Origin of the sequence: Micromonospora sp. NPDC005413, assembly GCF_040606435.1 — a bacterium.
In the GTDB taxonomy this organism is placed as follows: Bacteria; Actinomycetota; Actinomycetes; order Mycobacteriales; family Micromonosporaceae; genus Micromonospora.
Genome location: NZ_JBEXEV010000007.1, coordinates 1 through 24,467 on the forward strand (window position 1 = coordinate 1; position 24,467 = coordinate 24,467).

Here is a 24,467-nt window from a genome sequence, read left to right on the forward strand (position 1 = left end):
CGGTGGGGGGCGCGGGGGGGGGGGCGGGCGGGGCGGGGGTGGCGCCGCAGGAGGGGGTGGGCGGCGCGCGGGGGGGGGTGGACGGGGCGCGGGGCGCGGCGCGCGGGGCGCGGGGCGCGGGGCGCGGTGGGCAGGACGCGGGGGCGCGGGCGGCCCGGCTTGAGGCACGGACAGGGCGGACAGCGGGCCGCCGGGTTGTTGACGCATTGAGCTGGGCTGATGAGAATGGGCGACGGAGCCAGGTTGGGCCACCGGCACGAGGGCAACGACGGCGGGACACCGCTGTCGGGAGTCGGCCGGTGAGCTTCCGCGAGTGACCACGTCCCCGTGACATGGACCGTTGCGCACTGTCCGCGTACCCCTGAGGGACCGTGACGTGCGGACGGCCACCCGCCCGGCGCCGCCCACGGACGGCGCTCGGCTTCCGAAGTGGAGCTCGCATGTTCCGTCCCACCGCTTTCGGCGGCGCGCTGACCGCGCTCGCCACCCTCGCGGCTGGCGTGTTCCTCGCCGCCGCCGTCAGCACCAGCCCGGCCGTCGCCGCTGGCACCGGTACCGGCTACCTGCACACCAACGGCAATCAGATCGTGGACAGCACCGGGGCCACGGTCCGGCTGACCGGCATCAACTGGTTCGGCATGGAGACCGACAACAAGACCTTCCACGGGCTGTGGTCGAACAACCCGTGGCGGGGGCAGCTCGACACGATGGCCCGGCTGGGCTACAACACGCTGCGGGTGCCGTACTCGAACGACGCGCTGAAGCCGGGTGCTACGGCCAGTGGGGTCAACGACTTCGTCAACCCGGACCTGGTCGGGCTCTCCCCGCTGCAGATCCTCGACAAGGTGATCGGCTACGCCGGCAGCAAGGGGATGCGGATCATCCTGGACCGGCACCGGCCGACGGCGGCCGGGCAGTCGCCGCTCTGGTACACGTCGACGGTCTCCGAGGCGACCTGGATCAACGACTGGAAGATGCTCGCCCAGCGGTACGCGGGCAACCCCACGGTGATCGGTGCCGACCTGCACAACGAGCCGCACGCCGAGGGCACCAACCCGGCGGCCACCGGCGCGTGCTGGGGCTGCGGCGACACCACCCGGGACTGGCGGCTCGCCGCCGAGCGGGCCGGGAACGCCATCCTCGGTGTCCAGCCCAACTGGTTGATCTTCGTGGAGGGGGTGAGCTGCCCCAGTGGCGGCCTCTCCAACGTCTGGGACAACGACCCGAGCAACGACGAGGACTGCGGCTGGTGGGGTGGCAACCTGTCGAAGGCCGGCCAGTTCCCGGTACGGCTGAGCGTGGCCAACCGGTTGGTCTACTCGCCGCACGAGTACGCCACCTCGGTCTACCGGCAGACCTGGTTCGACGCCCCGGACTACCCGGCGAACATGCCGGCCATCTGGGACAAGTACTGGGGTTACCTCTACAAGCAGAACATCGCCCCGATCATGATGGGCGAGTTCGGCAGCACTCTCGCCGACCCGAAGGACCGGGTGTGGCTGGAGAAGCTGATGGCGTACACCGGCACCGGGGTCACCGGGATGTCCTTCACCTACTGGTCGTGGAACCCCAACTCGGGTGACACCGGCGGCATCGCGCTGGACGACTGGACCAGCATCAACACCACCAAGCAGGCGATCCTCCAGCCGTACCTGATCGCACCGTCCGGCGGTGGCACCAGCCCGACGCCGACGCCGACGGCTTCGCCCACCGGAGGACCGAGCAACCCGCCGACCGGTGCCTGCTCGGCCACCTACCGGCAGGTCAACGCCTGGCAGGGCGGCTTCCAGGGTGAGCTGACCGTAAAGAACACCGGCTCCGCCGCCGTGAACCCGTGGTCGGCGACCTGGAGTTGGCCGGCCGGGGTGACGCTGGGCAGCGGCTGGAACGCCACCGTCACCCAGTCCGGCACGACGGTCACCGCCGCCGCCCCCAGTCACGCACCGTCCCTGCCGGCGGGCGGGTCGGTCACCGTGGGCTTCACCGCCAACGGCACCGCCAGCGCCCCGGGCGCGGTGAAGCTCAACGGCACCACCTGCTAACCCACCCCCGCCCCTAACCGCCGCGCCGCCGCGCCGCCGCCCGCCGCCGCCCGCCGCCCGCCGCCACCCGCCCTCCGCCACCCGCCCTCCGCGTCGATCTAGGGGAAATCGTCGCTAATGGATCTCCGTCCACGACGATTCGCCCTAGATCGACGCGGAGGGGCTAGGCACGGGGGGCTGCGCACGCGGGAGCAGCGGCGGCGGGCGGGGCGGGTTAGTGCGCGGCGCAGCCGGCGGTGGGTGCGGGTGCGACCGGCGGTGCGCCGATCGTCGGCAGACCGAGCAACACCCCGGGGGTACGCGGGGAGCGACCCGCCTCGGCAGCGTCGCCGGCCCGGGTCCGCCGGTGCGCCACCGGCGCTCCGTCGGCGTTGAGGTGATGCGGAGCGGCGTACGTGATCGTGGTGTGCACGATGTCCCCCGGCCGGATCTGGCCGGCCTGCGACTCCGCGCCGGGGGCCTCGGTCGCGAAGTGCACCAGCCGACCGTCGCGCGCCCGACCGGACATCCGGCCGGTCCGCTCGTCCTTGCGACCCTCGCCGACCGCGACCAGCACCTCGACGGTCTCCCCCACCAGGCGCTTGTTCTCCGTCCAGGTGATCTCCTCGACGCATGCGATCAGCCGCTCGTAGCGCTCCTGAACGACCTGCTTGGGCAGCTGGTCGTCCATCGTGGCGGCGGGGGTGCCGGGGCGCTTCGAGTACTGGAAGGTGAACGCCGAGGAGAACCGCGCCTCGCGGACCACGTCCAGGGTGCGCTGGAAGTCGGCCTCGGTCTCGCCGGGGAAGCCGACGATGATGTCGGTGGTGATCGCCGCGTCCGGCATCGCCGCCCGGACCTTCTCGATGATCCCCAGGTAGCGCTCGGAGCGGTAGGACCGGCGCATCGCCCGGAGGACGTCGTCGGAGCCGGACTGCAACGGCATGTGCAGCGAGTGGCAGACGTTCGGCGTCTCGGCCATCGCGGCGATCACGTCGTCCGTGAAGTCCTTCGGGTGCGGGCTGGTGAACCGGACCCGCTCCAACCCGTCGATGTCACCACAGGCGCGCAGCAGCTTGCCGAAGGCGTACTTATCGCCGAACTCCACACCGTACGAGTTGACGTTCTGCCCGAGCAGGGTCACCTCCAGCACGCCCTCGTCGACCAGGGCGCGCACCTCGGAGAGGATGTCGCCGGGGCGGCGGTCCTTCTCCTTGCCGCGCAGCGCGGGCACGATGCAGAACGTGCAGGTGTTGTTGCAGCCCACCGAGATCGACACCCAACCGGCGTACGTGGACTCGCGGCGGGTGGGCAGCGTGGAGGGGAAGACGTCGAGGGACTCCAGGATCTCCACCTCGGCGGCGGCGTTGTGCCGGGCCCGCTCCAGGAGCACCGGCAGCGCGCCGATGTTGTGGGTGCCGAAGACCACGTCCACCCAGGGCGCCTTGCGGACGATCTCTCCCCGGTCCTTCTGGGCCAGGCAGCCACCGACTGCGATCTGCATCCCGGGGTGCTTGTCCTTCACCGGGCGCAGACGACCGAGGTTGCCGTAGAGCCGGTTGTCCGCATTTTCCCGCACGGCGCAGGTGTTGAAGACGACGATGTCCGGGGTGTCGTCGGCTGGCACCGCGCGCACATAGCCAGCCTGTTCGAGCAGGCCGGAGATCCGCTCAGAATCGTGCACGTTCATCTGGCAGCCGTACGTCACGACGTTGTAGGTCCTAGCCACCCTCTTGGTGCCCCTTCCCCTCGGGCTACCAGGGTAGCGGCCCGTTCGGCGGCCCCCACCGACCGGCATTGACCCGGCGGCCCATAGCGGGCATCCACGACGGGCAGTACGCTGCACAGCAAGAATATGTTCTGGGCGATTTCGGGGGCTTTGCACTCGGCGCCGACGATGCGCGGCTCCATTCACGGGGGAGCACATGACGACCCGCGGGAGGCCAACCGTGACGCGACAAGATGCGGCACAGCGCACCGTCACCACCCCGGACGGGCGACACCTCGCGGTGGAGACCTCCGGCGCGCCGGACGGGCCCGCGGTCTTCCTGCTGCACGGCACCCCCGGCAGCCGCAGCGGCCCCCGGCCCCGCGGCATCGTCGTCTACCGCCTCGGCGTACACCTCGTCTGTTACGACCGGCCCGGTTACGGCGACTCCGACCGGCACGAGGGTCGGCGGGTGGCCGACGCGGCGGCCGACGTGGCGGCGATCGCCGACGACCTCGGCATCGAGCGGTTCGCGGTGGTGGGCCGATCCGGTGGCGGGCCACACGCCCTGGCCTGCGCGGCGCTGCTGCCGGATCGGGTCACCCGGGCCGCCGTGCTGGTGGGGCTCGCCCCGACCGGCGCACCCGACCTGGACTGGTACGCCGGGATGGCCGAGACGAACGTGGAGGACTTCGGGCAGGCCGACGAGGACCTGGCCGAGCTCACGCTCAACCTGAAGCTCCGCGCGGAAGAGGCCCGGCGAGACCCGATGACGCTGCTGGACTTCCTCCGCCCCCAGTTGCCCGAGGCGGACATCCGGGTCGTCGACGACATCGCGATCCGCCGATTGCTGACCAACATGTACTCCGAGGCGCTGCGGCACGGCCCCGAGGGTTGGATCGATGACGTGCTGGCGATCCGGCGGGGCTGGGGGTTCGACCTGGGGGCCATCCAGGCGGAGGTCCGCCTCTGGCACGGCGAGCAGGACCGTTTCTCCCCGGTGGAGCACTCCCGGTGGCTCGCCTCGCAAATCTCACGCGCCGAGGTCCAGGTGCAGCCCGGCGCCGCGCACTTCGGCGCGGTGGAGATCCTGCCGCAGACCCTGACCTGGCTGGCCACGCCGGAGCTCGCGACCAGCCCGCGGCTCTGAGCCACCGACGAAGCACGGCCCGACCGGCGGGCGGGCCAGACGCCCGACCCGCCCGCCGAACCGATCCCGATCAGAACGGGTGCGGGTCGATCACCCGGACGACGAACCGCCGCTCGCGCAGGGTCTGCACGGTGGGGTGCTCCTGGCCGATCACCTCGGCCAGCCGGTCCGCCACGGCGCCGACGTCCTCGGCGGGAGGGCCGTCGCCGGCCCGCCTCGACACCAGGGCGAGGTCGCCGAGGCAGCGCAGCGTGTCGGGGTGGCCCGCGCCAATCACCGCGGACAGCCGGCCAGCGGTCTCCCGCAGCCGGTCCCGCGCCGACTCCCAGTCACCCTCCTCGGCGAGGCACACCGCCTGGTTGACCTCCGCCGCGAGGGTGTGCGGGTGATCGGGGCCGAGCGCCTTGCGCAACTCACCGGCCGCCCGCGCAGCCGATGCACGGGCTTCCGACTTGCGGCCGACCGCGCGTTCGGCGGCGGAGATGTTGCTCAGCGTCGCCAGGGTGTGCGGGTGCTCCGGGCCGAGCCGGAGATCCTCCTCGTACGCCTGGGTCACGGCGATCATCTCGGTCAGCGCCCGGGCCGCGTCGCCGACGGCCAGCAGGTTCGCCGCGCGGCTCGACCGGCACGCCACCGTGTCCGGGTTGTCCGGTCCGAAGAGTTCGTCGAGCTTCCGGTAGGCCGTCTCGAACAGCGGCGCGGCCTCGCCCGCCCGACCGGCGCTGCGCAGGGACACCGCCAGGTTGACCTGGGCGCCGAGGCTTCTGCCGTCGTCGGTCCCGAGCACCTCGCAGTACGAGTCGTACACGGTTCGCAGCAGGGTGGCCGACCGCTCGTACTCGCCGGCCTCCCGCAGGTCACTGCCGAGACGGAGAGCGGAGACGAGGGTGTACGGGTTGGTGGGACCGAGCACCAGCCGCCGCCGCTGGTGGACCTCGTCGTCCCATCGACGGGCCGACCGGTAGTCGCCGACCAGCCGGTACGAGACGGCGAGGTTGTTGGCCGCGCTCAACGTCCGCGGGTGGTCCTCGCCGAACACCTGGAGCCAGGAGGCGTAGGTGGACCGGTCCCGTTCCAGCGCCTCGGAGTAGCGGCCGAGGGCTCGCAGGTCACCGGCGAGGCTGCCGGCGGTCATCAGGCTGTGCGGGTGCAGCGGGCCCAGCAGCCGCCGCTGCTCGGCCAGCACCGCCTCGTCCAGGTCCCGGGCCTCGTCGAACCGGCCCAGGCTGCGCAGAATGTTCGCCCGGTTGAACCGTAGGTGCAGCAACTGTCGACCCAGCGCCGCCGTCTCGGCCTCATCCTGCGTATCGCCGAGCCGGACGGTCCAGGTGTCGTCCACCTCCTGGCTGAACCCGTCGGCCTGGTCCAGGCCGCCGCGTTGCCACAGATAGCGGACCCGGTCGATCAGCAGTTGGCACACCGGCTCGTCGGGGCAGTTCAGTGCCTCGGAGACCTCCAGGTGCGGCCAGAGCATGCGCAGCCGGGGCCAGGTGGTCGGGTCGTCCACGTCGCCGCGCGGCCGGGACGCGGCCAGCACCAGGTGCACCTGGTGTCGGGCGGCGGTGATCTCGTCCTCGGTCATCCGGTCGCGTACGACCGCCTGCAACAGCCGGTGCACCTGGACCCGGCCGCCCTGAACGTCGAGTTTCAGCAGCGCCAATCGGTTGATCTGCTGGACCAGGGCACCGCGCACGAGCCGCTCCGACACCGACGGGTCGAACGGCACGAGCGCCGCCGCCATCTCGTCGCTGTAGATGAGTTCGAGGGCGATCTCCGGTGCCAGCACCGAGCAGAGCTGCAACAGCCGGTACGCGGCGGGCGCCTGCTCGAGCAGCCGGTTGAGCGACAGGTCCCAGGTGGCCTCCACGGAGAGCGCGCTGGGGCCGTGCCGCTCGATCTGCCGCAGGTAGTCGGCGACCGACGTGCCGGTGTCAGCGAGCCAGGCGCCCGCCGCGGCCACCGCGATCGGCAGGTCGCCGAGGGCCTCGGCCACCCGGTCGGCCTCGTCGTCGCTGATCGTGGGCACCCGCTGGGCGAGGTGCGCGACACTCTCGGTGCGGTCGAAGACGTCCACCGGGATCGGGTTCGCCCGGTCACCCCACGCGCGGTTGCGGGAGGTCAGCAGGACGTGCCCGGGGCCCTGCGGCAGGAAGGGCTCGATCTGTTCGAGCTCTTCGGCGTTGTCGAGCACGACGAGCCACCGCTCGTACGGCTCGCCCCGGCTCAGCACCTGCAGCACGGACCGGACCGTGTCGGGCAGGGTGGGCCCGGCGAGGATGCCGAGGCGACCGGCGAGGTCGGCCAGGGCGGTGTCGACGAACTGCGGCGGGTCCGCGACGATCCACCAGACCACGTCGTACGCGGCCTTGAACCGGTGCACGTATTCCAGAGCCACCTGCGTCTTGCCGACGCCGCCCATGCCCTGAAGGGCGACCGGCAGCACCACCGCGCTGCCCCCGCTCTGCAACTGCGCGCGCAGCCGCGCCAGGTCGTCCTCCCGGCCGGTGAACCGGGCGTTCCGGTTGGGTGCGTTGAAGATCAGCGGCTCGGCGCCGGGATAGCGGGTCCCCCCGCCCGCCGGGCCGTCCGCCGACGACGGCACCGGCCGGCCGACCAGCCGCAACACCCGCTCCACGGCCGTCGCGGCGCTCACATTGACCAGGTTGGTGGAGCTCTGGGACGGGAACTCCGCCAGCGGGCGCAGGTCGGCGACGTACACGGCGAGCGCCGTGGAGCCGGTGCTCGTGTCGCGATCGGGCAGACCGCCGGACGGTGTTGCCACGTAGGCCGGCGAGACCACGGTCAGCGTGCGCGGGGCGGGCGTACCGGCGGACCCGACGACGGTCGTGGGGTCCACCACCCGCAGCCCGGCCGAGCTGAGCACCCGCTCCAGCCACTCGGCCCAGATGGCGTCCTCCGGCGCGCACCGAAGCACGATCTGGTCGTCGATCGCCTCGGTGCGCCGGCGGAAGCGCGCCTTGCCGCGCTCCCGAACCGACTCGTCCATCACCGGCAGCGCGGTCACCGCACCGTCGGTGAGGATTCCGGTCAACGTCTCGAACGCGGCCAGCAGCGACGTCGGCGAGCCGGGCGGGTCGCCGAACGTCGCCAGGGTCTCCTCGTACGCGTAGAACGGCCGGTACGGAACCTCGACCGCCGCCCAGTACCGCCGCCGTTCCGCCTCGGTCATGCCCGCCGGCAACCCGGCGAACCGGCGCATGGCCAGCAGGCGACCCGCCTCGGCCCGCTCCTTCTCGGCCTGGTCGACCCGCATCGGCACCGGCAGGACCCGGATGTCGCGCCGCCGGTACCGGTCCCGCACCGAGTGCGCCACCCGAGCCGCGCCGTCGATGCCCTGGTCGCTGAGGGTGAAACAGTCGACCAGGGTGTCCGGCAGGTGCAGGGTGCAGATGTCGGCGACATCGCTCAACCCCGTCCGGCTGTCGATCAGGGTGAAGTCGTACTGGCGTTTCATGTCCGCCCGCAGCGCCTCGAAGAACTGCGCCCCGCCCAGCCGGTTGTAGAAGTTGTCCCAGTCCAGCCCGCTCACGGAGACGGCGTAGTCGCTGTTCTGCCGGCCGGCGGAGAGGAAGTCGAGGCCACCGCCGTCCGGGAAGTTCCAGCGCAGCGAGAACGCGTGCCGCCCGACCCGGGCGTACTGCTCCATCCAGCGATCCGGCCGGTCGTCGACCCGGGTGGTCTCCCACTCGTAGTCGCGGATCATGTCGATCACACCGCTGGTGCCCTGGATCGCATCGGCGTCGAGGAACGGGTGGAAGAAGCGGTGCAGGCCGGGTGATTCGAGGTCCCAGTCGGCGACGAGCACCCGTCGGCCGCTCGCCGCGAGGATCCAGGCAACGTTGGCCAGCGCCATCGTCCGGCCCGTCCCACCCTTGAACGAGTAGAAGGTGACGACCTGGCCTTCGCGATCGTTGTTCATCGGTTCTCTCCGTGGGGACGCGGTGGGGCCGGATCATCAGGCGGGGACGCGGGGTCGGGCGTAACGACCGCGCCGGCGGCGGGCAGGCCGTCGCGCAGGCTCGGCACCGGCTCCGGTGGTGGCTCGAAGGGAACGACCGGGCCGTGTTTGAGGAACTGACGGCGAGCCTCGGTGACCAGCGCCGGCATCAGATCGACGAACTCCGGCATGCTGCACGCGCGCTTCACCTGGGGCAGACCGGCGTCCTGCAGCAGCTGCGTCACCTCGGTCGCCCACCGGGTAGCGTCCTGGGTGTCGTCCTCGTCGGTGACGACCAGCGGAACGACCCACTCCCGCAGGCCGTGCAACATGCTGGCGAGGGCGCCGGGCGCATCCGGCGCCGCCGCTATCCACGGGTCGACCAGCAGCACGGCCGGTCGGCGATCGAGCAGATCGGCGGCCTGCGCGAAGTCTTCCGTGCGGGCCGACAGCCCGAGGCGCTCGGCGGTGCTGGCCGCGTACTCGGCGGCGGGCAGCTCCTGGCGGCGCCCGTACGGCCGCCAGAGTCGGCCGCTGGCGGCGTAGCCGGCGGGGTCGCGGTCGATCGGCAGATGGTCCTGGGTCGGGGCCAGGACGGCGACGACGAAGTCCGGGTCGGTCGACGCCGGGCGGGTGACCTCGTCGAGGCCGGGCGCCCGGGACGGGCCCAGCGGTCGCCGCTCGGCGGTGTGCACGATCTGGCCGGCCAGGCGGCTCAGCAGAAGCTCGTACTGCTCCCGGTACGAGGCCAGCATGCAGAACGCGCGTAGGCCGTCCTCGGCGTACTCCGGGACGTCCCGGCCCAGGTCCAGGGCCCCGTCCAGCTCCGGATGAGACTCCCACGGGGGGAACGGAATCCACAGCACCGGAGTGAGATGGCCAGCGGCGACCCGGGCCGGCCCGGCGGCGGCCAGCCGGGCCCGGAAGGACTCCTGCTCCCCCAGCGCCCACGGGCGACTAAAGTAGCCCGGCGAGTAGAGCGGCACGAAGACCTCGGCGTCACCGAGCGCCTCCGCGAGAGCGGCCTTCCAGTCGGCGCCCAACGGGATGTGCTGATCGAAGAAACCGATCCGCATCCCCGCGACCGGTTGCGCCTGGCGCCGCACCTCGTCGGTCAGGTCGGCGAAGAACTGGCCGACCCAGACGTCGGCGTCGGCCCGGGCGCCCTGCCGCGGGGCCGAGTGGGCATAACTGAGGAAGAAGTACGTCCCTCGCGCCGCCGACCGGCGCCGATCCGGCGCCGGGCTCATCCCGGCTCCTCGGCGAACCGGTTGCACAGCTCGTCCACGCTCGCCGGCACCCATGGCTCCACCAGGTACGACCGGTGGATGGCCACGATCCGCTGCGCGAGCCGCCAGACCACCGCCCGGTACGCGTTCTCCCACTGCATGGTCAGCAAGCCATAGACCCCATCCCGTTGGTAGTGCACCGCGATGTCCTGATCCGGCATGGCGGTCGGGGAAAACCGTTGGATGTCGCGGAGCACCCGAGGCAGGGGGGTGCCGTTCGTCGGCGACCAGGTGACCGGCACGATCGCCGTCTCGTGGGCGGAGGCGGAGCTGTGCCGCGGGACGATCCGGCGGCGGGAGAACGCGTCCCACTCCCGGCCACACCAGTCGCTGCCGAGCAGTGCGCTGGACACCAGCGGAACGAAGACCTGGCAGGTGCCGGCGGCCTGGAGGAGCTCCGGGTTCCAGCGTTCCCCGCCCGCGATGGAGCTGTCCAGGAAGCCGGGGTCCACCCCGGTCACCGGGCCGACCAGCTCACTGACATGGACGGAGAGGTCCTCGAAGAACCGGGAGACGTACTCGGCGGGTTTGCCGGTGGCCCGGCCGATCGGCGCTCTGGAGTAGCTGAGGAAGAAGAGCGGCGCGCGCGTTCCGGAGGGTGCGTCCACTGTGCTCACCGCAGCCCCTCCGCCCTCCCCACGCGGCCGGACCATCAGCGTAGACCCCGCGTCAACGTTGTGCCGCCAAGCGATTCGCGGCGAACCAGCCGACCGCGAAGTCGACAGTGGCGCGCGCCGGCAGCAGACGAGCGCTTGCCCGACCGACCCGGCCGTGCTGAACGAACGGCGCGTCGTCGAGCGCGGCACCCACCGTGGGAAAGTCGCGGTCGTCCAGGTCGAGAGCACGGAAGTCGAGGCGGACCCGGCGCCCGTCGACGAGCCGGAAACACTGGTAGTCGCGCTCGGGCGGCGGCACCGGGAGCCGGTACTCGGCCAGGTGGAGGGCGCTGCACGCCTCGTAGCCGAGGCCGAGCAGCAGGATCTGCCCGTCCGCCGCGTAGAGGCCACCCATCGGTGAGCTTTCCCCCAGGTGGCAGGTGAGGTCGTGGCCGTCGGTGAGCTGCCGGGCCCGAGGGCCGAACGCGGCGAACGAGGTCTGCGGATGATCGCTGCGCACGGCACCGGGGGCACACCGGACGTACTCGGCGAGTGCGCCCATCCGCTGGGAGGGGGTGGTCCGGCGGTCCCAGCCCGGCAGCGCCGCCTCGTACCGGTCGCGCTCCGCCAGGTCCATGCCGGCGGTGGCCGCCAGGTGGGCCCGGGAGGTGGTCGAGTTGCCGTCGGTATGCGTGGGCACCAGCAGCGTGCCGGCCGGGCCGAGGACGTCCCGCAGAGCGCCGGCGAGGGTCGCGGGGCCGTGCTCCAGCGGGCCCACCCTCCGCAGGCCGCAGTGCACCAGGAGGCACACGCCCGGGCGGACGCCCAGCACCCGCAGGTCGTCGGCGAGGCGAGGACGGCCCAGTGTGGGCGGATGCCGTTCATCCGGACCCGACACGGGTCTCCTCCAGGGCGTGGCGCATCTGGCCGACGAACCGCTCACCCGCCGCGGTGAGCGACCGGCTGGCCAGCAACGCCTCGACGCCGTCCCGGGTCCAGGCCAGGTAACGAGCGGCGTGCGCCGACGCGTCCCCGCGGTCGGTGGCCGCCCGGGACCTCCATACCTGGGTGACGGCCAGGTGGGCGTACACCCCCTGGAGCACGCCCTCGGGTGGCCGCAGGTCGGTGCGCCAGGGCACCCGGATCCGGGTGCTCTGCCCGGGTTTGACGAGGTCGTACAGGTCGAGCACGGCACCGAGCTTCGCGTGCTGCCACTCGTGCACGAGCAGCACCGCCATCGCCTCCGGGTCCGGATCGGGGGTGACGGCGACCGCGCCGAACGCGTGCCGGGCGGTCGCGCTCCGAAAAGGATTCGCCGGGTCGGGTGCCAGCGGCACGACGGCGCGCAGGCCGCCGTCGAGCGCCGCCGCGTGCGCCGGCACGTCCCGGTGCGCGACCCGCCAGGCCTCGGCCAGGGTACGGCCCAACGCCCGCACCGCCGGGGCCTCCAGGCGCGGTGCCACCGGCTGGCCGTAGCAGTCCCGGTACGGGTCGCCGTCCTCGATGAGCAACCGGCCGGCGGAGACCAGCACGTCGCGCGTCGGTCGCCAGCCGGCCGACGACTCGACCGGGTCGAGGAGCACAGTGCGCTCCGCCGTCCCGCCCCGGACCTGGAACCCGCCCGGCAGGACGGTCACCTCGGCGCTCTCCCCCAGGCCGGGCAGCGCCAGGCTGCCGAGCGTGGGCAACGTGATGACATCGTTCCGCACCGGGACGGTCAACGCGGCCGTGACGCCCGCCCGGAGAGCCGCGGCGGCGGCGAGGGCCGGCAGCGGGTCAACCGCCGCGCTGACGCCGGACCGGGCCGACAAGTTGAGGCGATGCACCAGCCAGGGTCGAACGAAGGGGTGCTCCAGGACCACCCGGACCGCCTCCGGCGCTGCCTGATCGAGGTGGACGAGCAGCTCCCAGGCGGCCGTGGGGCCGGCCCTGTCCCGGCAGGCCGCCAACAGCGCCCGGGTGATGGAGAGCTGCGTGGCGGCGAGCAGAGCAAGCGTCGACGTCGACCCGTGCCCGGTCGCCAGGTCGTCCAGCAGCTCGTCGACGGGCAGGACCGCCCACTCGCTCGGCGCGGGATGGGCGGGCTGCGGGTACGCATCCACGCTGTCGATCAGGCGGAGCAGGTCGGCGCAGTACACCGACGGGTTGTCGAAACCGGAGCCGGTGCGCCAGCGGTGGGCGTACAGGCCGCCGCCGCACCGGTCGACCACCGGGCAGGCCCGGCAGGTCGCGCAGAGCCCCTCCACGCCCTCCTGTCGGACGGCGACCCCGGGATGTCGGGCGGCCTCGTCCACGGAATGGTCGAACACGTCGAACCCGGTGCCGGCCGCGCCGTGGTACGCGGTCTTCAGCGAGTCGACCTGCTCCCAACTGCCGTCCGCCTCGACCACCAGCACGTCGGCCGGTGCGAGGCCGAACGCCTCGGTGCCGCCGCCACCCGGTCGCAGCGCCTCGAACAGCCGGATCGACACGGGACGCCCGTCGTTCATCCACCGCCGGTGGAGCCGACCCAGCCAGTCCGCGTACGGGGTGGGCCCGGGGCCGGGGCGCTCCGGGGGATGGTCCCAGGTGGCGTGTGGCAGCAGCAGGTCGACGCGGGGCGGGCTCTCGGCCAGCAGTGCCTCGTACACCCGGTGGGGATCGTTGCGGACGTCGACCGTGCAGAGGATGCCGGCGTAGCTGGCGCGGTGCTCCGGTCGCCGAAGCAGAGCCAGAGCCCGCTGGACCTGGTCATGGCTGCTGCCGCCGTGGGCGAAGACCCGGTGGCGGTCGTTGGCGGCCCGGTCGCCGTCGAACGACACACCGACCTGCACGTCGTATTCGACGAGCAGCCGGCATAGCTCCTCGTCGAGCAGGACGCCGTTGGTCTGCATGCGCAGGTCGAGCACCGCCCACGGCGTGACTGCCGCTCGCAGCTCGGCCAGCACCTCGCGCAGCCCGACAGCACCCAGCAGCAGCGGCTCACCTCCGTGCAGCACCACGTGCACGACCGGCAACTCGTGCACGTGGGCGTGCTCGGCGATCCGCCGTGCGGCGGCCCGGACCGTGGCCGGTGGCATCCGCACCGGCCGGCCACGCCAGGTCTGGTCGGCGTGCTGGTAGACGTAGCAGTGGTCGCAGCTGAGGTCGCACCGGCTGTGCACCTTCAGCACGAACTGACTGATCGGCCGGCAGGATCCGCCCGCTCCGGGTGGACCGCACCGGCAGGCCACAGCTCAGATGGACGAGTTGAAGGCGGCGACGGCCACGCTGCCGGACGGCACGGGGCCGTTCGGGACGACGCGCCTGCGGACCGCCTCGATCAGATCGGCGTGCTCGACGGCGATCCGCTCCAACGGGGTGTGCAGGCTTCGCGTGAGGTCATCGAGGTCGGGACGGGATGGGCGGGTGGGGGCATGGTCCACAATGAGTCTCCGGGGGGCCCGGGCGCTGGGAGCGCGAGCGGCGACAATGGCTCGAAAGGCTCTGGTCCGTGACCAGGATAGACAAATATCGACCCAGTGTCACCGTCGGTACAACCACCGGCACGAGGGGTGGCGACCGGGGTGCCGGACAGAGAGGGAGCGCACATGTGCCGGAGCATCAAGACTCTGCGTGAGCCGTTCACCCCGCAGGTGACCGACGCGGACGTCGAGGCGGCGGCGTTGCAGTACGTCCGGAAGATCTCTGGCTTCCGGGCGCCCGCCGCGCACAACGCCGCCGCGTTCGACGCCGCGGTGGCCACCGTGGCCGAGGCGACGCGCACCCTGCTCGACCAACTGGTGGTGCGGGGTGCCGGGTCGGGCACCACGGACCGGCAGGCCACCGCCTCCAACTGATCGCCAGCGCGGTTCCCCACGCCAGCGCGGCACCCGGCAGGCCGGGGCCTGACCCCAAGGGTCAGGCCGCGGCGAGCGCCGGGGCGACCGTGTCGGGTGCCCAGCGCGAACGGTGGCACTGCGACCAGCCCCGACAGCCCGGATCGCCCAGCGTGCAGAGCCGCTGCCTGCTGAGCACCTCACCGTCGTCGGTGTCCCGCACGTCGAAGTGCACCGGACGGACCGTGCCGTCCGGGGCGACGAGCAGGTGCCGGCCCGCGTCGAGCGTGTCGTCCCGCAGCAGGCAGTTGCGACCCAGTATTCGAGCGAGCGCGGCGATGCTGGCATGCTCGGGGAGCCGCTCGGGCACCCCGTAGCAATCCACGACCGTCGCGAACTCGCCCGGCGCCTGCCAGACATCGCACACCACCGCGTACGCCGGCAGCCGGGCCGGGTCGGCCACCGCCAGCGGCATCACCACCCGACCAAGCGCCTCGGCCAGCGCCGGGTAGACCTCCACGGGGCGTACCCCGTCGATTCTCCAGTTCCACAGCTCGGTCATTCCGCCTCCTCGCTGCGTTCGTCCCACCGGCCTCCGGATCGGGCCTTACACACGATGGTGGGGGGCATTTGACCCCAGCCGGGGGCAAGTTACCGGTCTGTGACCATTCCGGGCAAAATTTCCCTGAGCAGCATTGCTCGGAGTAGCGGGAAGGTGACAGTTTATCGGGTATGGTGCGCCATCCCCACTACCGCCACCGCGTGTCGACGACGGCCACCAAAAGGGTCAGCGCAGGACGACGAGGTGCTCACCGCGGGGCAGCAGCTCGCCCACCACGGGTGCGCCGGGCACCTCGCCGGCGACCAGCAGGCCACCGGAGGTCTGCGCGTCGGCCAGCAGCAACCGCTCGTCCTCGCCCGCCGCGCCGAAATCGGTCCACGGGGTGACCCACTCCAGGTTGCGCCGGCTGCCGCCACTGACGTAGCCGTCGCGCAGCGCCTCCCGCGCACCGGTCAAATACGGCACCCGGGCCGTGTCGATGGCCACCGTGAGCTGGCTGGCCCGGGCCAGCTTCGAGGCGTGCCCGAGCAGCCCGAACCCGGTCACGTCGGTGCCACAGCGGATGCCGGCGGCGACCGCCGCGCGAGCGGCGTCCCGGTTGAGCGCGCTCATCGTGGCCACCGCCTCCGGGAAACTCTCGCCGGTGGCCTTGTGCCGGGTGTTCAGCACGCCCACCCCGAGCGGCTTCGTCAGCGACAACGGCACCCCGGCCCGGCCCGCGTCGAGGGTGATCAACTCCTCCGGTCGGACCGTGCCGGTGACCGCGAGCCCGTACTTCGGGCCGTCGTCGTCCACGCTGTGCCCGCCGGCCAGGTGACAGCCGGCCTCCCGGGCCACGTCCTGGCCGCCCCGCAGGACCTCGCCGGCCAGCTCCATCGGCAGCACGTCGCGCGGCCAGCAGAGCAGGTTGAGCGCGACCAACGGGATGCCGCCCATCGCGTACACGTCGGAGAGCGCGTTCGCCGCGGCGATCCGACCCCAGTCGTACGCGTCGTCGACCACCGGCGTGAAGAAGTCGGCGGTGCTGACCAGACCGGTCCGCTCGTCCAGGCGCACCACCGCCGCGTCGTCGCCGTGGTCCAACCCGACCAGCAGCTCCGCCGTCCCGGTGGCCGGTCCGAGACCGGCCACCATGATCTCCAGCTCACCCGGCGGGATCTTGCAGGCGCAGCCGCCGCCGCGCGCGTAACGAGTCAGCCGTACCGGTTCGGTCATCCCCCCATGATCTCGACAACGTGCCACGATCGCCACCGTTGCGACCCACGCCGGTGACCGGAATCGGACGCCCGGCGACGATCGTGACCGGTGTTACCGCTCCGTGACCCGCTGAGTTGCATTCCGCCACATCAGGCCGCCTACAGTGGCCGCACCGGGGGTCAACCGACCCCGATCCGGGAGACGACAGGGGACGGTGGACGACGTGACGACGGGCGAACCGCTCATCGTGCTGGACGCGGTCAACAAGTGGTTCGGGCCGCTGCACGTGCTGGACGACGTCTCACTGTCGGTGGGTCGGGGCGAGGTGGTCGTGGTGATCGGCCCGTCCGGCTCCGGCAAGTCGACGCTGTGCCGCGCCATCAACCGACTGGAACCGATCAGCTCCGGCACCATCACCTTCGACGGCCAGCCGCTGCCGGCCGAGGGCAAGCCCCTCGCGAAGCTACGCAGCGAGGTGGGCATGGTCTTCCAGTCCTTCAACCTCTTCGCTCACAAGACCATCCTGGAGAACGTCACCCTCGGCCCGATCAAGGTCCGCAAGGAGAAGCCGGCCGCCGCCCGCGAGCGCGGTCTGGCCCTGCTCGACCGGGTCGGCATCGCCAACCAGGCGGACAAGTTCCCGGCCCAGCTCTCCGGCGGGCAGCAGCAGCGGGTGGCGATCGCCCGTGCGCTGGCCATGCAGCCCAAGGCGATGCTCTTCGACGAGCCGACCAGCGCTCTGGACCCGGAGATGGTCGGCGAGGTGCTCGACGTCATGACCTCGCTGGCCAGTGACGGCATGACGATGGTCGTGGTCACCCACGAGATGGGCTTCGCCCGGCACGCCGCGAATCGGGTGATCTTCATGGCCGATGGGCAGCTGGTCGAGGACGCCCCGCCTGCGGAGTTCTTCGCCAACCCGCGCAGCGAGCGGGCCCGGGACTTCCTCTCCAAGATCCTCACGCACTAGGCGTCCGTAGTGGAGCGTGCCGCACCCGGTGGGCTCCGTTGAAGAAGGAGAAAAGTATGCGTATTAAGCGCGTTGCGGCAGTCGCCGCGGTCGCCGCCCTGGCTCTCGGCCTCACCGCCTGTGGTGGCGACGACGGGGAAGGCACCGGCACTGCCAGCAAGTCCTTCACCGCCGGCAGCACCATGGAGAAGCTGAACAAGGCCCAGAAGATCAAGATCGGCACCAAGTTCGACCAGCCGGGCTTCGGTCAGAAGGGTCTGTCCGGCAAGCCGGAGGGCTTCGACGTCGAGGTTGCGAAGATCATCGTCAAGGAGCTCGGCATCCCCGCGGACAAGATCGAGTGGGTCGAGGCCCCCTCGAAGGTCCGCGAGGACGTGATCGTCAACGGCACGGTCGACCTGGTCGCCGCGACCTACACGATCAACGACAAGCGCAAGGAGCGCATCGCCTTCGCCGGGCCGTACTACGAGGCCGGCCAGAACATCATGGTGAAGAAGGCCGACACCGCGATCACCGGTCCGGACTCGTTCAAGGACGGCACCAAGAAGGTCTGCTCGGTCACCGGCTCCACCCCGGCCGAGGAGATCAAGAAGTACGTCAAGGACGTGGGCTCCCAGTTGGTGCTCTTCGACACCTACGACAAGTGCCGTGACGCCCTCAAGGGCGGCCAGGTCGACGCCGTGACCACGGACAACGTGATCCTGCTCGGCTACATCGCCAAGGACGAGGCTTCCTTCAAGCTGGCCGGCAGCAACTTCACCAAGGAGCCGTACGGCATCGGTGTGAAGAAGGAAGACGCCGACTTCCGCAGCTTCATCAACGACACGCTGGACAAGGCGGTCGCCGACGGTAGCTGGAAGAAGGCCTGGGACGACACCGCCGGCAAGTTCGGCGCGGAACTGGGCTCTGCGCCCACCGTCAACCGCTACTGATCTGATCCTTCGATCTGGAGGGTGGGAGGAACACCGACCCGTGAACGTGCTCATCGACAAGTTCGACGTCTTTGCGGGTGGTTTCTGGCTCACCCTCCAGATCTGCGTACTCGCCGCGATCGGCGCCCTCATCCTGGGCGCCGTCGTGGCGGTGCTCCGCATCTCGCCGGTGCCGCCTCTGCGCGCGCTCGGCACCGGCTACGTGAACATCTTCCGCAACATGCCGCTGACCGTGATGATGTTCTTCGCCGCGTTCGGCCTGCCGGCGCTCGGATCGAACGCGGACTTCCTCCGCATCCCGGTGGTCGACTCGTTGTTCACCCGGCTCGGCACGGACCTGCCGTACTTCCGGTTCGCACTGATCGCCCTCGTGCTGTACACCGCCGCGTTCGTCTGCGAGGCGCTGCGGTCCGGGGTGAACGCGGTGCCTGCCGGCCAGGCGGAGGCCGCGCGGTCGCTGGGCCTGACGTTCGGGCAGAACCTGCGCCACGTGGTGCTGCCTCAGTCCTGGCAGGCCTCGGTGGTGCCGCTCGGCTCGGTGATCATCGCGATGATCAAGAACTCGGCGCTCGCCGGCTTCTTCGGGGTGGTCGGTGATCTGTCGGCCACGGCCGACCAGCTCACCGGGGCCGAAGGCTACGCCTTCGTCCCGGTCGCCATCGGCATCTCGGTCGGCTACCTGATCATGACCGTGCCGCTCGGCGCCCTGCTGGACCGGATCGAGAAGCGACAGGCGGTGGCCCGATGAGTCAGCAGACCAGCGTCCTCTACGACGTCCCCGGGCCCCGACAGCGGCGGATCACGCTGATCAGCAGCCTCGTCGCGGGGCTGGCCGTGCTCGTCGGGGCGTACTTCCTGATCTACCGGCCCCTGAACGAGAAGGGCCAGTTCTCGATGGAGCTGTGGGGGCCGCTGATCGACCCCTCCAACGAGAACTTCTCCCTGGTGTGGGACCGGATCGGCCTCGGCTTCAAGAACACGCTGATCGCGGCGGCCATGGCCATCGTGGCCTCGCTGGTGGTCGGCACGCTGCTGGCGGTGCTGCGGATCCAGCTCAAGAGCCTCACCCGTCGCCAGTTCACCGGGCTCGCCACGCCGCTGGCGTACCTGCTACGTGGGCTGAGCACGCTGCTCTCAGCGGTCACCCGGGTCTGCGTCGAAGTGTTCCGCGGCCTGCCGGTCGTGATCACCATCTTCTTCGTGGCCCGCGGCTTTCCCGAGTTCGGCATCTACTTCGACAACCTCTGGTACCTGGTCATCGGCCTCACCATCTACAACTCGGTGGTGATTGGCGAGATCCTCCGCTCCGGCATGGAAGGGCTGCCTGGCGGCCAGGCGGAGGCCGCCAGCGCCATCGGGCTGTCCCCGGCACAGACCACCCGGATGATCCTTCTGCCGCAGGCGTTCCGGATCATGCTGCCGGCGCTGATCAGCCAGCTGGTCGTGGTGCTCAAGGACACCTCACTCGGCTTCATCATCAGCTATGAGGAGACCCTGAACATCGGCAAGCAGATCATCGGCGCACTGGGCAACCCCATCCAGGTCTACGTCGTGATCGCCGTTCTCTTCATCGTGGTGAACTACTCGCTGTCGAAGCTCGCGCAGTACGTCCAGCGGCGGCTGGCCCGGGGCCGTAAGACCGCCGGCACCCCGGCCCAGAATCCGCCGCCTGCGGCACTGATGTCCCAGGCCGAGGGCGGCGGCGGCATCTGAAACTCAGCTCAGCTCGCAGTCGAGAGGGCCAGCCCGGATCCGGGCTGGCCCTCTCGCTTTACCGTCAGCGGGCGAAAGACTAGCGGGCGATCTCGGTGACCCGGGACTCGCGGACCACGGTGACCCGGATCTGACCCGGGTAGGTCAGCTCCTCCTCGATCTGCTTGGCCACGTCCCGGGCCAGCACGGCCGCCCCGATGTCGTCCACGTCGTCCGGCTTGACCATCACCCGGATCTCCCGGCCGGCCTGCATGGCGAAGACCTTGTCCACGCCGATCTTGCTGGCCGCGATCTCCTCGATCCGCTCCAGGCGCTTGACGTACGCCTCGAGACTTTCCCGACGCGCGCCCGGCCGACCGCCGGAGCAGGCGTCGGAGGCCTGGGTGAGCACGGCCTCGATGGTCTGCGGGGGCACCTCGTTGTGGTGCGCCTCGATGGCGTGCACCACGTCCTCGTGCTCGCCGTACTTGCGGGCCAGGTCCGCGCCGATGATGGCGTGGCTGCCCTCCACCTCGTGGGTGAGCGCCTTGCCGATGTCGTGCAGGAACGCCGACCGCTTGATGGTGGGCACGTCCAACCGCAGCTCCGCGGCCATGATGCCGGCGATGTGCGCGGTCTCGACCAGGTGCTTGAGCACGTTCTGTCCGTACGAGGTGCGATAGCGCAGCCGGCCGAGCAGGGTCACCAGCTCCGGGTGGATCTCGGTGATGCCGACCTCGACCAGGGCGTCCTCGGCGGCCCGGAGGCAGAGCTGCTCCACCTCCTGCCGGGCCAGGTCGTAGACCTCCTCGATCCGGTGCGGGTGGATCCGCCCGTCCAGGACCAGCTTCTCCAACGTCAGCCGACCCACCTCGCGGCGAACCGGGTCGAAGCAGGAGAGCAGCACCGCCTCGGGGGTGTCGTCGATGATCAGGTTGACGCCGGTCACCGACTCGAAGGCGCGGATGTTGCGCCCCTCCCGGCCGATGATCCGCCCCTTCATCTCGTCACCGGGCAGGTGCAGCACGCTGACCACGCTCTCCGCGGTCTGCTCGCTGGCCACACGCTGGATCGCGTCCACCACGATGTGCCGGGCCCGCTGGTCGGCCGTGTTGCGCGCGTCGGACTCGATGTCCCGCACCAGCAGCGCCGCCTCCCGCTTCGCCTGCGTCTCGATTGCCTCGATCAACTCCAGACGCGCCGAATCGGCGGTGAGCCCGGCGATCCGCTCCAGCTCCCGGCGGCGCAGCTCCTCCGACTCGGTCAGCTCGGCCTCCCGCTGGGCGACCGCGGACTCCCGCGCCGCGAGGGCGGCCTTCGCAGCGGTGAGCTGCCGCTCCCGCTCGGCGAACCGCTCCACCTCCTCGGTGTGCATCCGCTCCCGCTCGTCCATCCGAGCCGCCCGACGTTCCACCTCCGCGGCCTGCTCCCGGGTGGTGGAGGCGAGCACCGCGACCTCCCGCTCGCCGCTGCGTCGGGCTGTCGTACGCAACTGCTCGGCGTCCGCCTCGGCCTGCTTGTGGGCGCGCTCCAGAACGGTGTCCGCCTCGGCGCGGGCATCGTCGAGCACGCGTCGCGCCTCGGCGCGGGCCGCCTTCGCCTCGGCCTTCGCCGCCGCCGCCTCGGTGCGGGCCGCGGCGGCGGCGGACTTCGCCACGTCGATCGTGCTGTTCGCCTCGTCAGCCGCGGTCCGCAGGGCAGCCAGCGACTGCTCCTGGCGGTCCTTCTCGGCGATGAAGGCGGGATCCTCCGGAGCCGGTGCCGCGCCCACCCGGCGCAGCGTCCGGACGCCAACCAGCACGGCCCCGATCACCACCACCGCGAGGACGAGGACGGCCGCGAGGAGCACCACGTCGAAGGCGTTCATGCCGGGACCCCGTGGGGTCTACCGGTGAACCTGTGCCGCCGCCCCGCCATGGCCGCCTCCCCTGAACGTCAAGACCGCAGCGACTGTGCCAGAGGCACACTCCTGCGGCTGTGGACGCCCGACCGGAGCGGCTGGCCGTGGGTAGCTCTCTCCGCCGGCGGTGCCCGCGGGCAACGTCGGCGACCGGGTGCAGTTGTCGCGGCGTTCCGGACCGGCCTGTCCGGAACTGCCGCCAAAGGCCGCGGAGTCGGCCAAAGTGATGCTGTTCTGTTACGCGTTCTATGTTGTGGACTTAGCCTGCGTTGGTCGGGCAATGTGAGCCTGTATGGCGAGGCTAGGTCGCCGGGGGTGCTCTGGTCAAGGACTCATGATCAAACCCCCCGAACGGAGAGAAGTTGCAGCGTCACCGCGTGCTGATGTCGTGCCGGACAGGAGTGGACAAACTCCGCGAGGTGCACTGCCGATGGACGTGTCAGGCCTGCTCAGCCCACGCCCGGCCGGTGTCCAACGACGACCGACGACCGAGCGGGGTGTGACCCATCCGTCTCGCTGAGGGCGCCGGCCCGACCCCGACGTCAGCTGGCTCCGGCCGCCACCGCTGCCGCGACCAACGCCGCGTTGTCCGCAGCGGGCGAACCGTCCGACAGGTGCAGGGTGTCCTCGAGCCCGATCCGGGCATCCAGACCCCGGCGTACCGCCTCGGCGAGGACCGGCCAGGTCGCCGGGCCCGCGACGCCGAGCGCCGCGCAACGGGCCGCATCGGCGGCCAGCTCCGCCGCCGTGAGCGGCACGGCCGGATGGTCCGGCCGACCACGCCCGCCGTTCAGACATGCCTTCAGCATCCGGCCCGCAACCCCATCGGTATCCGCCCCGGACCACCCACCGGGCCGCTCACTCGACCGGGCGGTTGTCGCGGTCCAACTCGCCCTCGGCGTCGGCGAGCGCGTCGGCGTCTATCTGCTCGGCGAACTCGGCTGCCTCGGCGCTCTGCGCGGCGAGCGCGTCCTTCACCGCCCGGATCGCCACGCCGGGCGGGTAGCCCTTGCGGGCCAGCATGCCCACCAGCCGGCGGAAGACCGCATCCGGCTCACCGCGGGCAGTGCGCAGCTTGCGATCCACGAGACCACGGGCGGTGTCTGCCTCGGTCTCCTCGTCCAGCTCACCCAGCGCCTCGGTGGCGACCTCGCCGTCCACGCCCTTCCGGCGCAGCTCGTTGGCGAGCGCCCGCCGAGCCAGGCCGCGCCCGGCGTGCCGGCTGGACACCCAGGCCCGGGCGAACGCGGCGTCGTCGATGATGCCGACCTCGTCGTACCGGTCGAGCACCTCGGCCGAAACCTGCTCGGAGATGCCCCGCTTGGCCAACGCCCCGGCCAGCTCGGCCCGGGTGCGTGGCCGGACGGCGAGCTGGCGCAGGCAGATCTCGCGGGCCACCTCCGACTCGTCGCGAGGCGGTGCCGGGGACTCGACGGCGTCGGCGGCCTCCTCGGACCGGCCCCGGCCGCCCCGCCGAGGGCGAGGCGGGTCACTGGCGTCGCCCGTACGAGGCGGACTGGCATCCCAGCCCCGCCCCGTACGAGCGCGTCGTCCTGCCATGAGTCAGCGACCGGTCAGAAGTCGACCGGCGGCAGCTCCGGGCCACCGGCGGCGTCACCCGCGCCGACACCGACGCCGAGCTTCTCCAGGATCTTCTTCTCGATCTCGGCCGCCACGTCCGGGTTTTCCTTCAGGAACTCCCGGGCCTTCTCCTTGCCCTGGCCGAGCTGGTCGCCGTCGTACGTGTACCAGGCGCCGGACTTGCGGATGATCGCCTGCTCCACGCCGACGTCGATCAGCGAGCCCTCGCGCGAGATGCCCTTGCCGTACATGATGTCGAACTCGGCCTGCTTGAACGGCGCGGCGACCTTGTTCTTCACGACCTTGACCCGGGTGCGGTTACCGACCACGTCGGTGCCGTCCTTGAGGCTCTCGATGCGTCGCACGTCGAGCCGGACCGAGGCGTAGAACTTCAGCGCCCGACCACCGGTGGTGGTCTCCGGGCTGCCGAACATGACGCCGATCTTTTCCCGCAGCTGGTTGATGAAGATCGCCGTGGTGCCGGTGTTGCTGAGCACACCGGTGATCTTCCGTAGTGCCTGGCTCATCAGCCGGGCCTGGAGGCCCACGTGGCTGTCGCCCATCTCGCCCTCGATCTCGGCGCGCGGCACCAGGGCCGCCACCGAGTCGATCACGATGACGTCCAGAGCGCCGGAGCGGATCAACATGTCCGCGATTTCCAGCGCCTGCTCGCCGGTGTCCGGCTGAGAGACCAGCATCGCGTCGGTGTCGACGCCGAGGGCCTTCGCGTACTCCGGGTCGAGCGCGTGCTCGGCGTCGATGAAGGCGGCGATGCCACCGTTGCGCTGGGCGTTGGCCACCGCGTGCAGCGCCACCGTGGTCTTACCGCTGGACTCGGGACCGTAGATCTCGACCACCCGGCCGCGCGGCAGACCACCAATGCCCAGCGCCACGTCGAGCGCGATGGAGCCGGTCGGAATGATCGCGGTCTGGACGACCGGCCGGTCACCCAGCCGCATCACCGAGCCCTTGCCGAATTGCTTGTCAATCTGAGCGAGAGCAAGGTCGAGTGCCTTCTCCCGGTCAGGCCCTGCTGCCATGGTTGCCACCCCTGCCTTCGCCGGCGTCTTTGCTGAGCTTCGCGTCACGCGGACACGCTAGGCGCTGGGTCCGA

General features: G+C 71.4%; 20 protein-coding genes. 7 read left to right on the forward strand and 13 right to left on the reverse strand.

What is annotated here, in order from left to right; translation table 11 throughout:
- The first annotated feature begins 440 nt into the window (after nt 1-440).
- Entirely contained in the window at nt 441-2,042 is a 1,602-nt protein-coding gene (locus ABZS37_RS11175; protein ID WP_355167830.1) for a cellulase family glycosylhydrolase, read from the forward strand.
- Nucleotides 2,043-2,256: 214 nt separating this feature from the next.
- Here ABZS37_RS11175 and miaB read toward each other — a convergent pair whose 3' ends face one another.
- Complete coding sequence (gene miaB, locus ABZS37_RS11180; RefSeq protein WP_355167832.1) at nt 2,257-3,750, reverse strand: tRNA (N6-isopentenyl adenosine(37)-C2)-methylthiotransferase MiaB; 1,494 nt, start codon at nt 3,748-3,750, stop codon at nt 2,257-2,259.
- 220 nt (nt 3,751-3,970) lie between these two features.
- On the opposite strand from miaB, the gene ABZS37_RS11185 reads away from it, so the two are divergent.
- The gene (locus ABZS37_RS11185; RefSeq protein WP_355167834.1) at nt 3,971-4,879 is read left to right on the forward strand and encodes an alpha/beta hydrolase; all 909 of its coding nucleotides are present in this window, start codon (nt 3,971-3,973) and stop codon (nt 4,877-4,879) included.
- Nucleotides 4,880-4,949: 70 nt separating this feature from the next.
- Here ABZS37_RS11185 and fxsT read toward each other — a convergent pair whose 3' ends face one another.
- From fxsT to ABZS37_RS11215, 6 genes are all read right to left on the reverse strand, one after another.
- On the reverse strand, nt 4,950-8,819 hold the full coding sequence (gene fxsT / locus ABZS37_RS11190) for an FxSxx-COOH system tetratricopeptide repeat protein (RefSeq protein WP_355167837.1): 3,870 nt from the start codon (nt 8,817-8,819) through the stop codon (nt 4,950-4,952).
- Nucleotides 8,816-10,087, reverse strand: a complete 1,272-nt coding sequence (locus ABZS37_RS11195) for a TIR-like protein FxsC (protein WP_355167839.1) — start codon at nt 10,085-10,087, stop codon at nt 8,816-8,818. Before ABZS37_RS11195 ends, fxsT begins: the two co-directional genes overlap by 4 nt.
- Nucleotides 10,084-10,743, reverse strand: coding sequence for a TIR-like protein FxsC (locus ABZS37_RS11200; protein ID WP_354993272.1), 660 nt, complete (start codon nt 10,741-10,743; stop codon nt 10,084-10,086). Before ABZS37_RS11200 ends, ABZS37_RS11195 begins: the two co-directional genes overlap by 4 nt.
- Before the next feature lie 52 nt (nt 10,744-10,795).
- Nucleotides 10,796-11,620 (reverse strand): AAC(3) family N-acetyltransferase, encoded by an 825-nt coding sequence (locus tag ABZS37_RS11205; protein WP_355167841.1) that lies wholly within the window; start codon nt 11,618-11,620, stop codon nt 10,796-10,798.
- Nucleotides 11,604-13,874: an FxsB family cyclophane-forming radical SAM/SPASM peptide maturase gene (locus ABZS37_RS11210; RefSeq protein WP_355167843.1), complete on the reverse strand. Its 2,271-nt coding sequence runs from the start codon at nt 13,872-13,874 to the stop codon at nt 11,604-11,606. The genes ABZS37_RS11205 and ABZS37_RS11210 overlap by 17 nt, the downstream gene beginning before the upstream one ends.
- Nucleotides 13,875-13,937: 63 nt before the next feature.
- The gene (locus ABZS37_RS11215) at nt 13,938-14,126 is read right to left on the reverse strand and encodes a hypothetical protein (RefSeq protein ID WP_354993269.1); all 189 of its coding nucleotides are present in this window, start codon (nt 14,124-14,126) and stop codon (nt 13,938-13,940) included.
- Nucleotides 14,127-14,291: 165 nt separating this feature from the next.
- Here ABZS37_RS11215 and ABZS37_RS11220 point away from each other — a divergent pair, with 165 nt between their 5' ends.
- Nucleotides 14,292-14,540 carry a DUF2277 family protein gene (locus ABZS37_RS11220; RefSeq protein ID WP_355167845.1) on the forward strand — a complete coding sequence of 83 codons (249 nt, stop codon included), beginning with the start codon at nt 14,292-14,294 and terminating at the stop codon, nt 14,538-14,540.
- 61 nt (nt 14,541-14,601) lie between these two features.
- Here the strand turns inward: ABZS37_RS11220 and ABZS37_RS11225 are convergent, their stop codons facing one another.
- Together ABZS37_RS11225 and selD are read right to left on the reverse strand one after the other, a co-directional pair.
- Nucleotides 14,602-15,081, reverse strand: a complete 480-nt coding sequence (locus tag ABZS37_RS11225) for a hypothetical protein (RefSeq protein ID WP_355167847.1) — start codon at nt 15,079-15,081, stop codon at nt 14,602-14,604.
- A gap of 225 nt (nt 15,082-15,306) precedes the next feature.
- Complete coding sequence (selD, locus tag ABZS37_RS11230; RefSeq protein WP_355167849.1) at nt 15,307-16,296, reverse strand: selenide, water dikinase SelD; 990 nt, start codon at nt 16,294-16,296, stop codon at nt 15,307-15,309.
- Nucleotides 16,297-16,492: 196 nt separating this feature from the next.
- Between selD and ABZS37_RS11235 the strand changes: the two genes are divergently transcribed.
- From ABZS37_RS11235 to ABZS37_RS11250, 4 genes are read left to right on the forward strand one after another with little or no spacing between them, the layout of a single operon-like run.
- A complete protein-coding gene (locus ABZS37_RS11235) occupies nt 16,493-17,248 on the forward strand; it encodes an amino acid ABC transporter ATP-binding protein (RefSeq protein ID WP_355167851.1) in 756 nt (251 codons plus the stop codon).
- Between the two features lie 56 nt (nt 17,249-17,304).
- Entirely contained in the window at nt 17,305-18,180 is an 876-nt protein-coding gene (locus ABZS37_RS11240) for a glutamate ABC transporter substrate-binding protein (protein WP_355167853.1), read from the forward strand.
- Between the two features lie 40 nt (nt 18,181-18,220).
- Nucleotides 18,221-18,928 carry an amino acid ABC transporter permease gene (locus ABZS37_RS11245; RefSeq protein WP_355167855.1) on the forward strand — a complete coding sequence of 236 codons (708 nt, stop codon included), beginning with the start codon at nt 18,221-18,223 and terminating at the stop codon, nt 18,926-18,928.
- Nucleotides 18,925-19,893, forward strand: coding sequence for an amino acid ABC transporter permease (locus ABZS37_RS11250; RefSeq protein ID WP_355167857.1), 969 nt, complete (start codon nt 18,925-18,927; stop codon nt 19,891-19,893). Before ABZS37_RS11245 ends, ABZS37_RS11250 begins: the two co-directional genes overlap by 4 nt.
- Nucleotides 19,894-19,972: 79 nt before the next feature.
- Here the strand turns inward: ABZS37_RS11250 and rny are convergent, their stop codons facing one another.
- The 4 genes from rny to recA all read right to left on the reverse strand — a co-directional run bounded on the left by rny (nt 19,973) and on the right by recA (nt 24,393).
- Complete coding sequence (rny, locus tag ABZS37_RS11255; RefSeq protein WP_355167859.1) at nt 19,973-21,739, reverse strand: ribonuclease Y; 1,767 nt, start codon at nt 21,737-21,739, stop codon at nt 19,973-19,975.
- A 575-nt stretch (nt 21,740-22,314) separates the two neighbouring features.
- Nucleotides 22,315-22,530 (reverse strand): 3-keto-5-aminohexanoate cleavage protein, encoded by a 216-nt coding sequence (locus tag ABZS37_RS11260; protein WP_355167861.1) that lies wholly within the window; start codon nt 22,528-22,530, stop codon nt 22,315-22,317.
- 100 nt (nt 22,531-22,630) lie between these two features.
- Nucleotides 22,631-23,332 carry a regulatory protein RecX gene (locus ABZS37_RS11265; protein WP_355167863.1) on the reverse strand — a complete coding sequence of 234 codons (702 nt, stop codon included), beginning with the start codon at nt 23,330-23,332 and terminating at the stop codon, nt 22,631-22,633.
- Between the two features lie 14 nt (nt 23,333-23,346).
- Entirely contained in the window at nt 23,347-24,393 is a 1,047-nt protein-coding gene (gene recA / locus ABZS37_RS11270) for a recombinase RecA (protein ID WP_354941913.1), read from the reverse strand.
- Between the last annotated feature and the right edge of the window lie 74 nt (nt 24,394-24,467).

Bases quoted from the DNA above. Each gene is read 5' to 3' on its own strand.
- ABZS37_RS11250 (WP_355167857.1), top strand. From the start codon at position 18,925: ATGAGTCAGCAGACCAGCGTCCTCTACGACGTCCCCGGGCCCCGACAG.
- ABZS37_RS11195 (WP_355167839.1), bottom strand. From the start codon at position 10,087: ATGAGCCCGGCGCCGGATCGGCGCCGGTCGGCGGCGCGAGGGACGTAC.
- selD (WP_355167849.1), bottom strand. From the start codon at position 16,296: ATGACCGAACCGGTACGGCTGACTCGTTACGCGCGCGGCGGCGGCTGC.
- ABZS37_RS11240 (WP_355167853.1), top strand. From the start codon at position 17,305: ATGCGTATTAAGCGCGTTGCGGCAGTCGCCGCGGTCGCCGCCCTGGCT.
- fxsT (WP_355167837.1), bottom strand. From the start codon at position 8,819: ATGAACAACGATCGCGAAGGCCAGGTCGTCACCTTCTACTCGTTCAAG.
- recA (WP_354941913.1), bottom strand. From the start codon at position 24,393: ATGGCAGCAGGGCCTGACCGGGAGAAGGCACTCGACCTTGCTCTCGCT.
- ABZS37_RS11225 (WP_355167847.1), bottom strand. From the start codon at position 15,081: ATGACCGAGCTGTGGAACTGGAGAATCGACGGGGTACGCCCCGTGGAG.
- ABZS37_RS11265 (WP_355167863.1), bottom strand. From the start codon at position 23,332: ATGGCAGGACGACGCGCTCGTACGGGGCGGGGCTGGGATGCCAGTCCG.
- ABZS37_RS11175 (WP_355167830.1), top strand. From the start codon at position 441: ATGTTCCGTCCCACCGCTTTCGGCGGCGCGCTGACCGCGCTCGCCACC.
- rny (WP_355167859.1), bottom strand. From the start codon at position 21,739: ATGAACGCCTTCGACGTGGTGCTCCTCGCGGCCGTCCTCGTCCTCGCG.
- ABZS37_RS11220 (WP_355167845.1), top strand. From the start codon at position 14,292: ATGTGCCGGAGCATCAAGACTCTGCGTGAGCCGTTCACCCCGCAGGTG.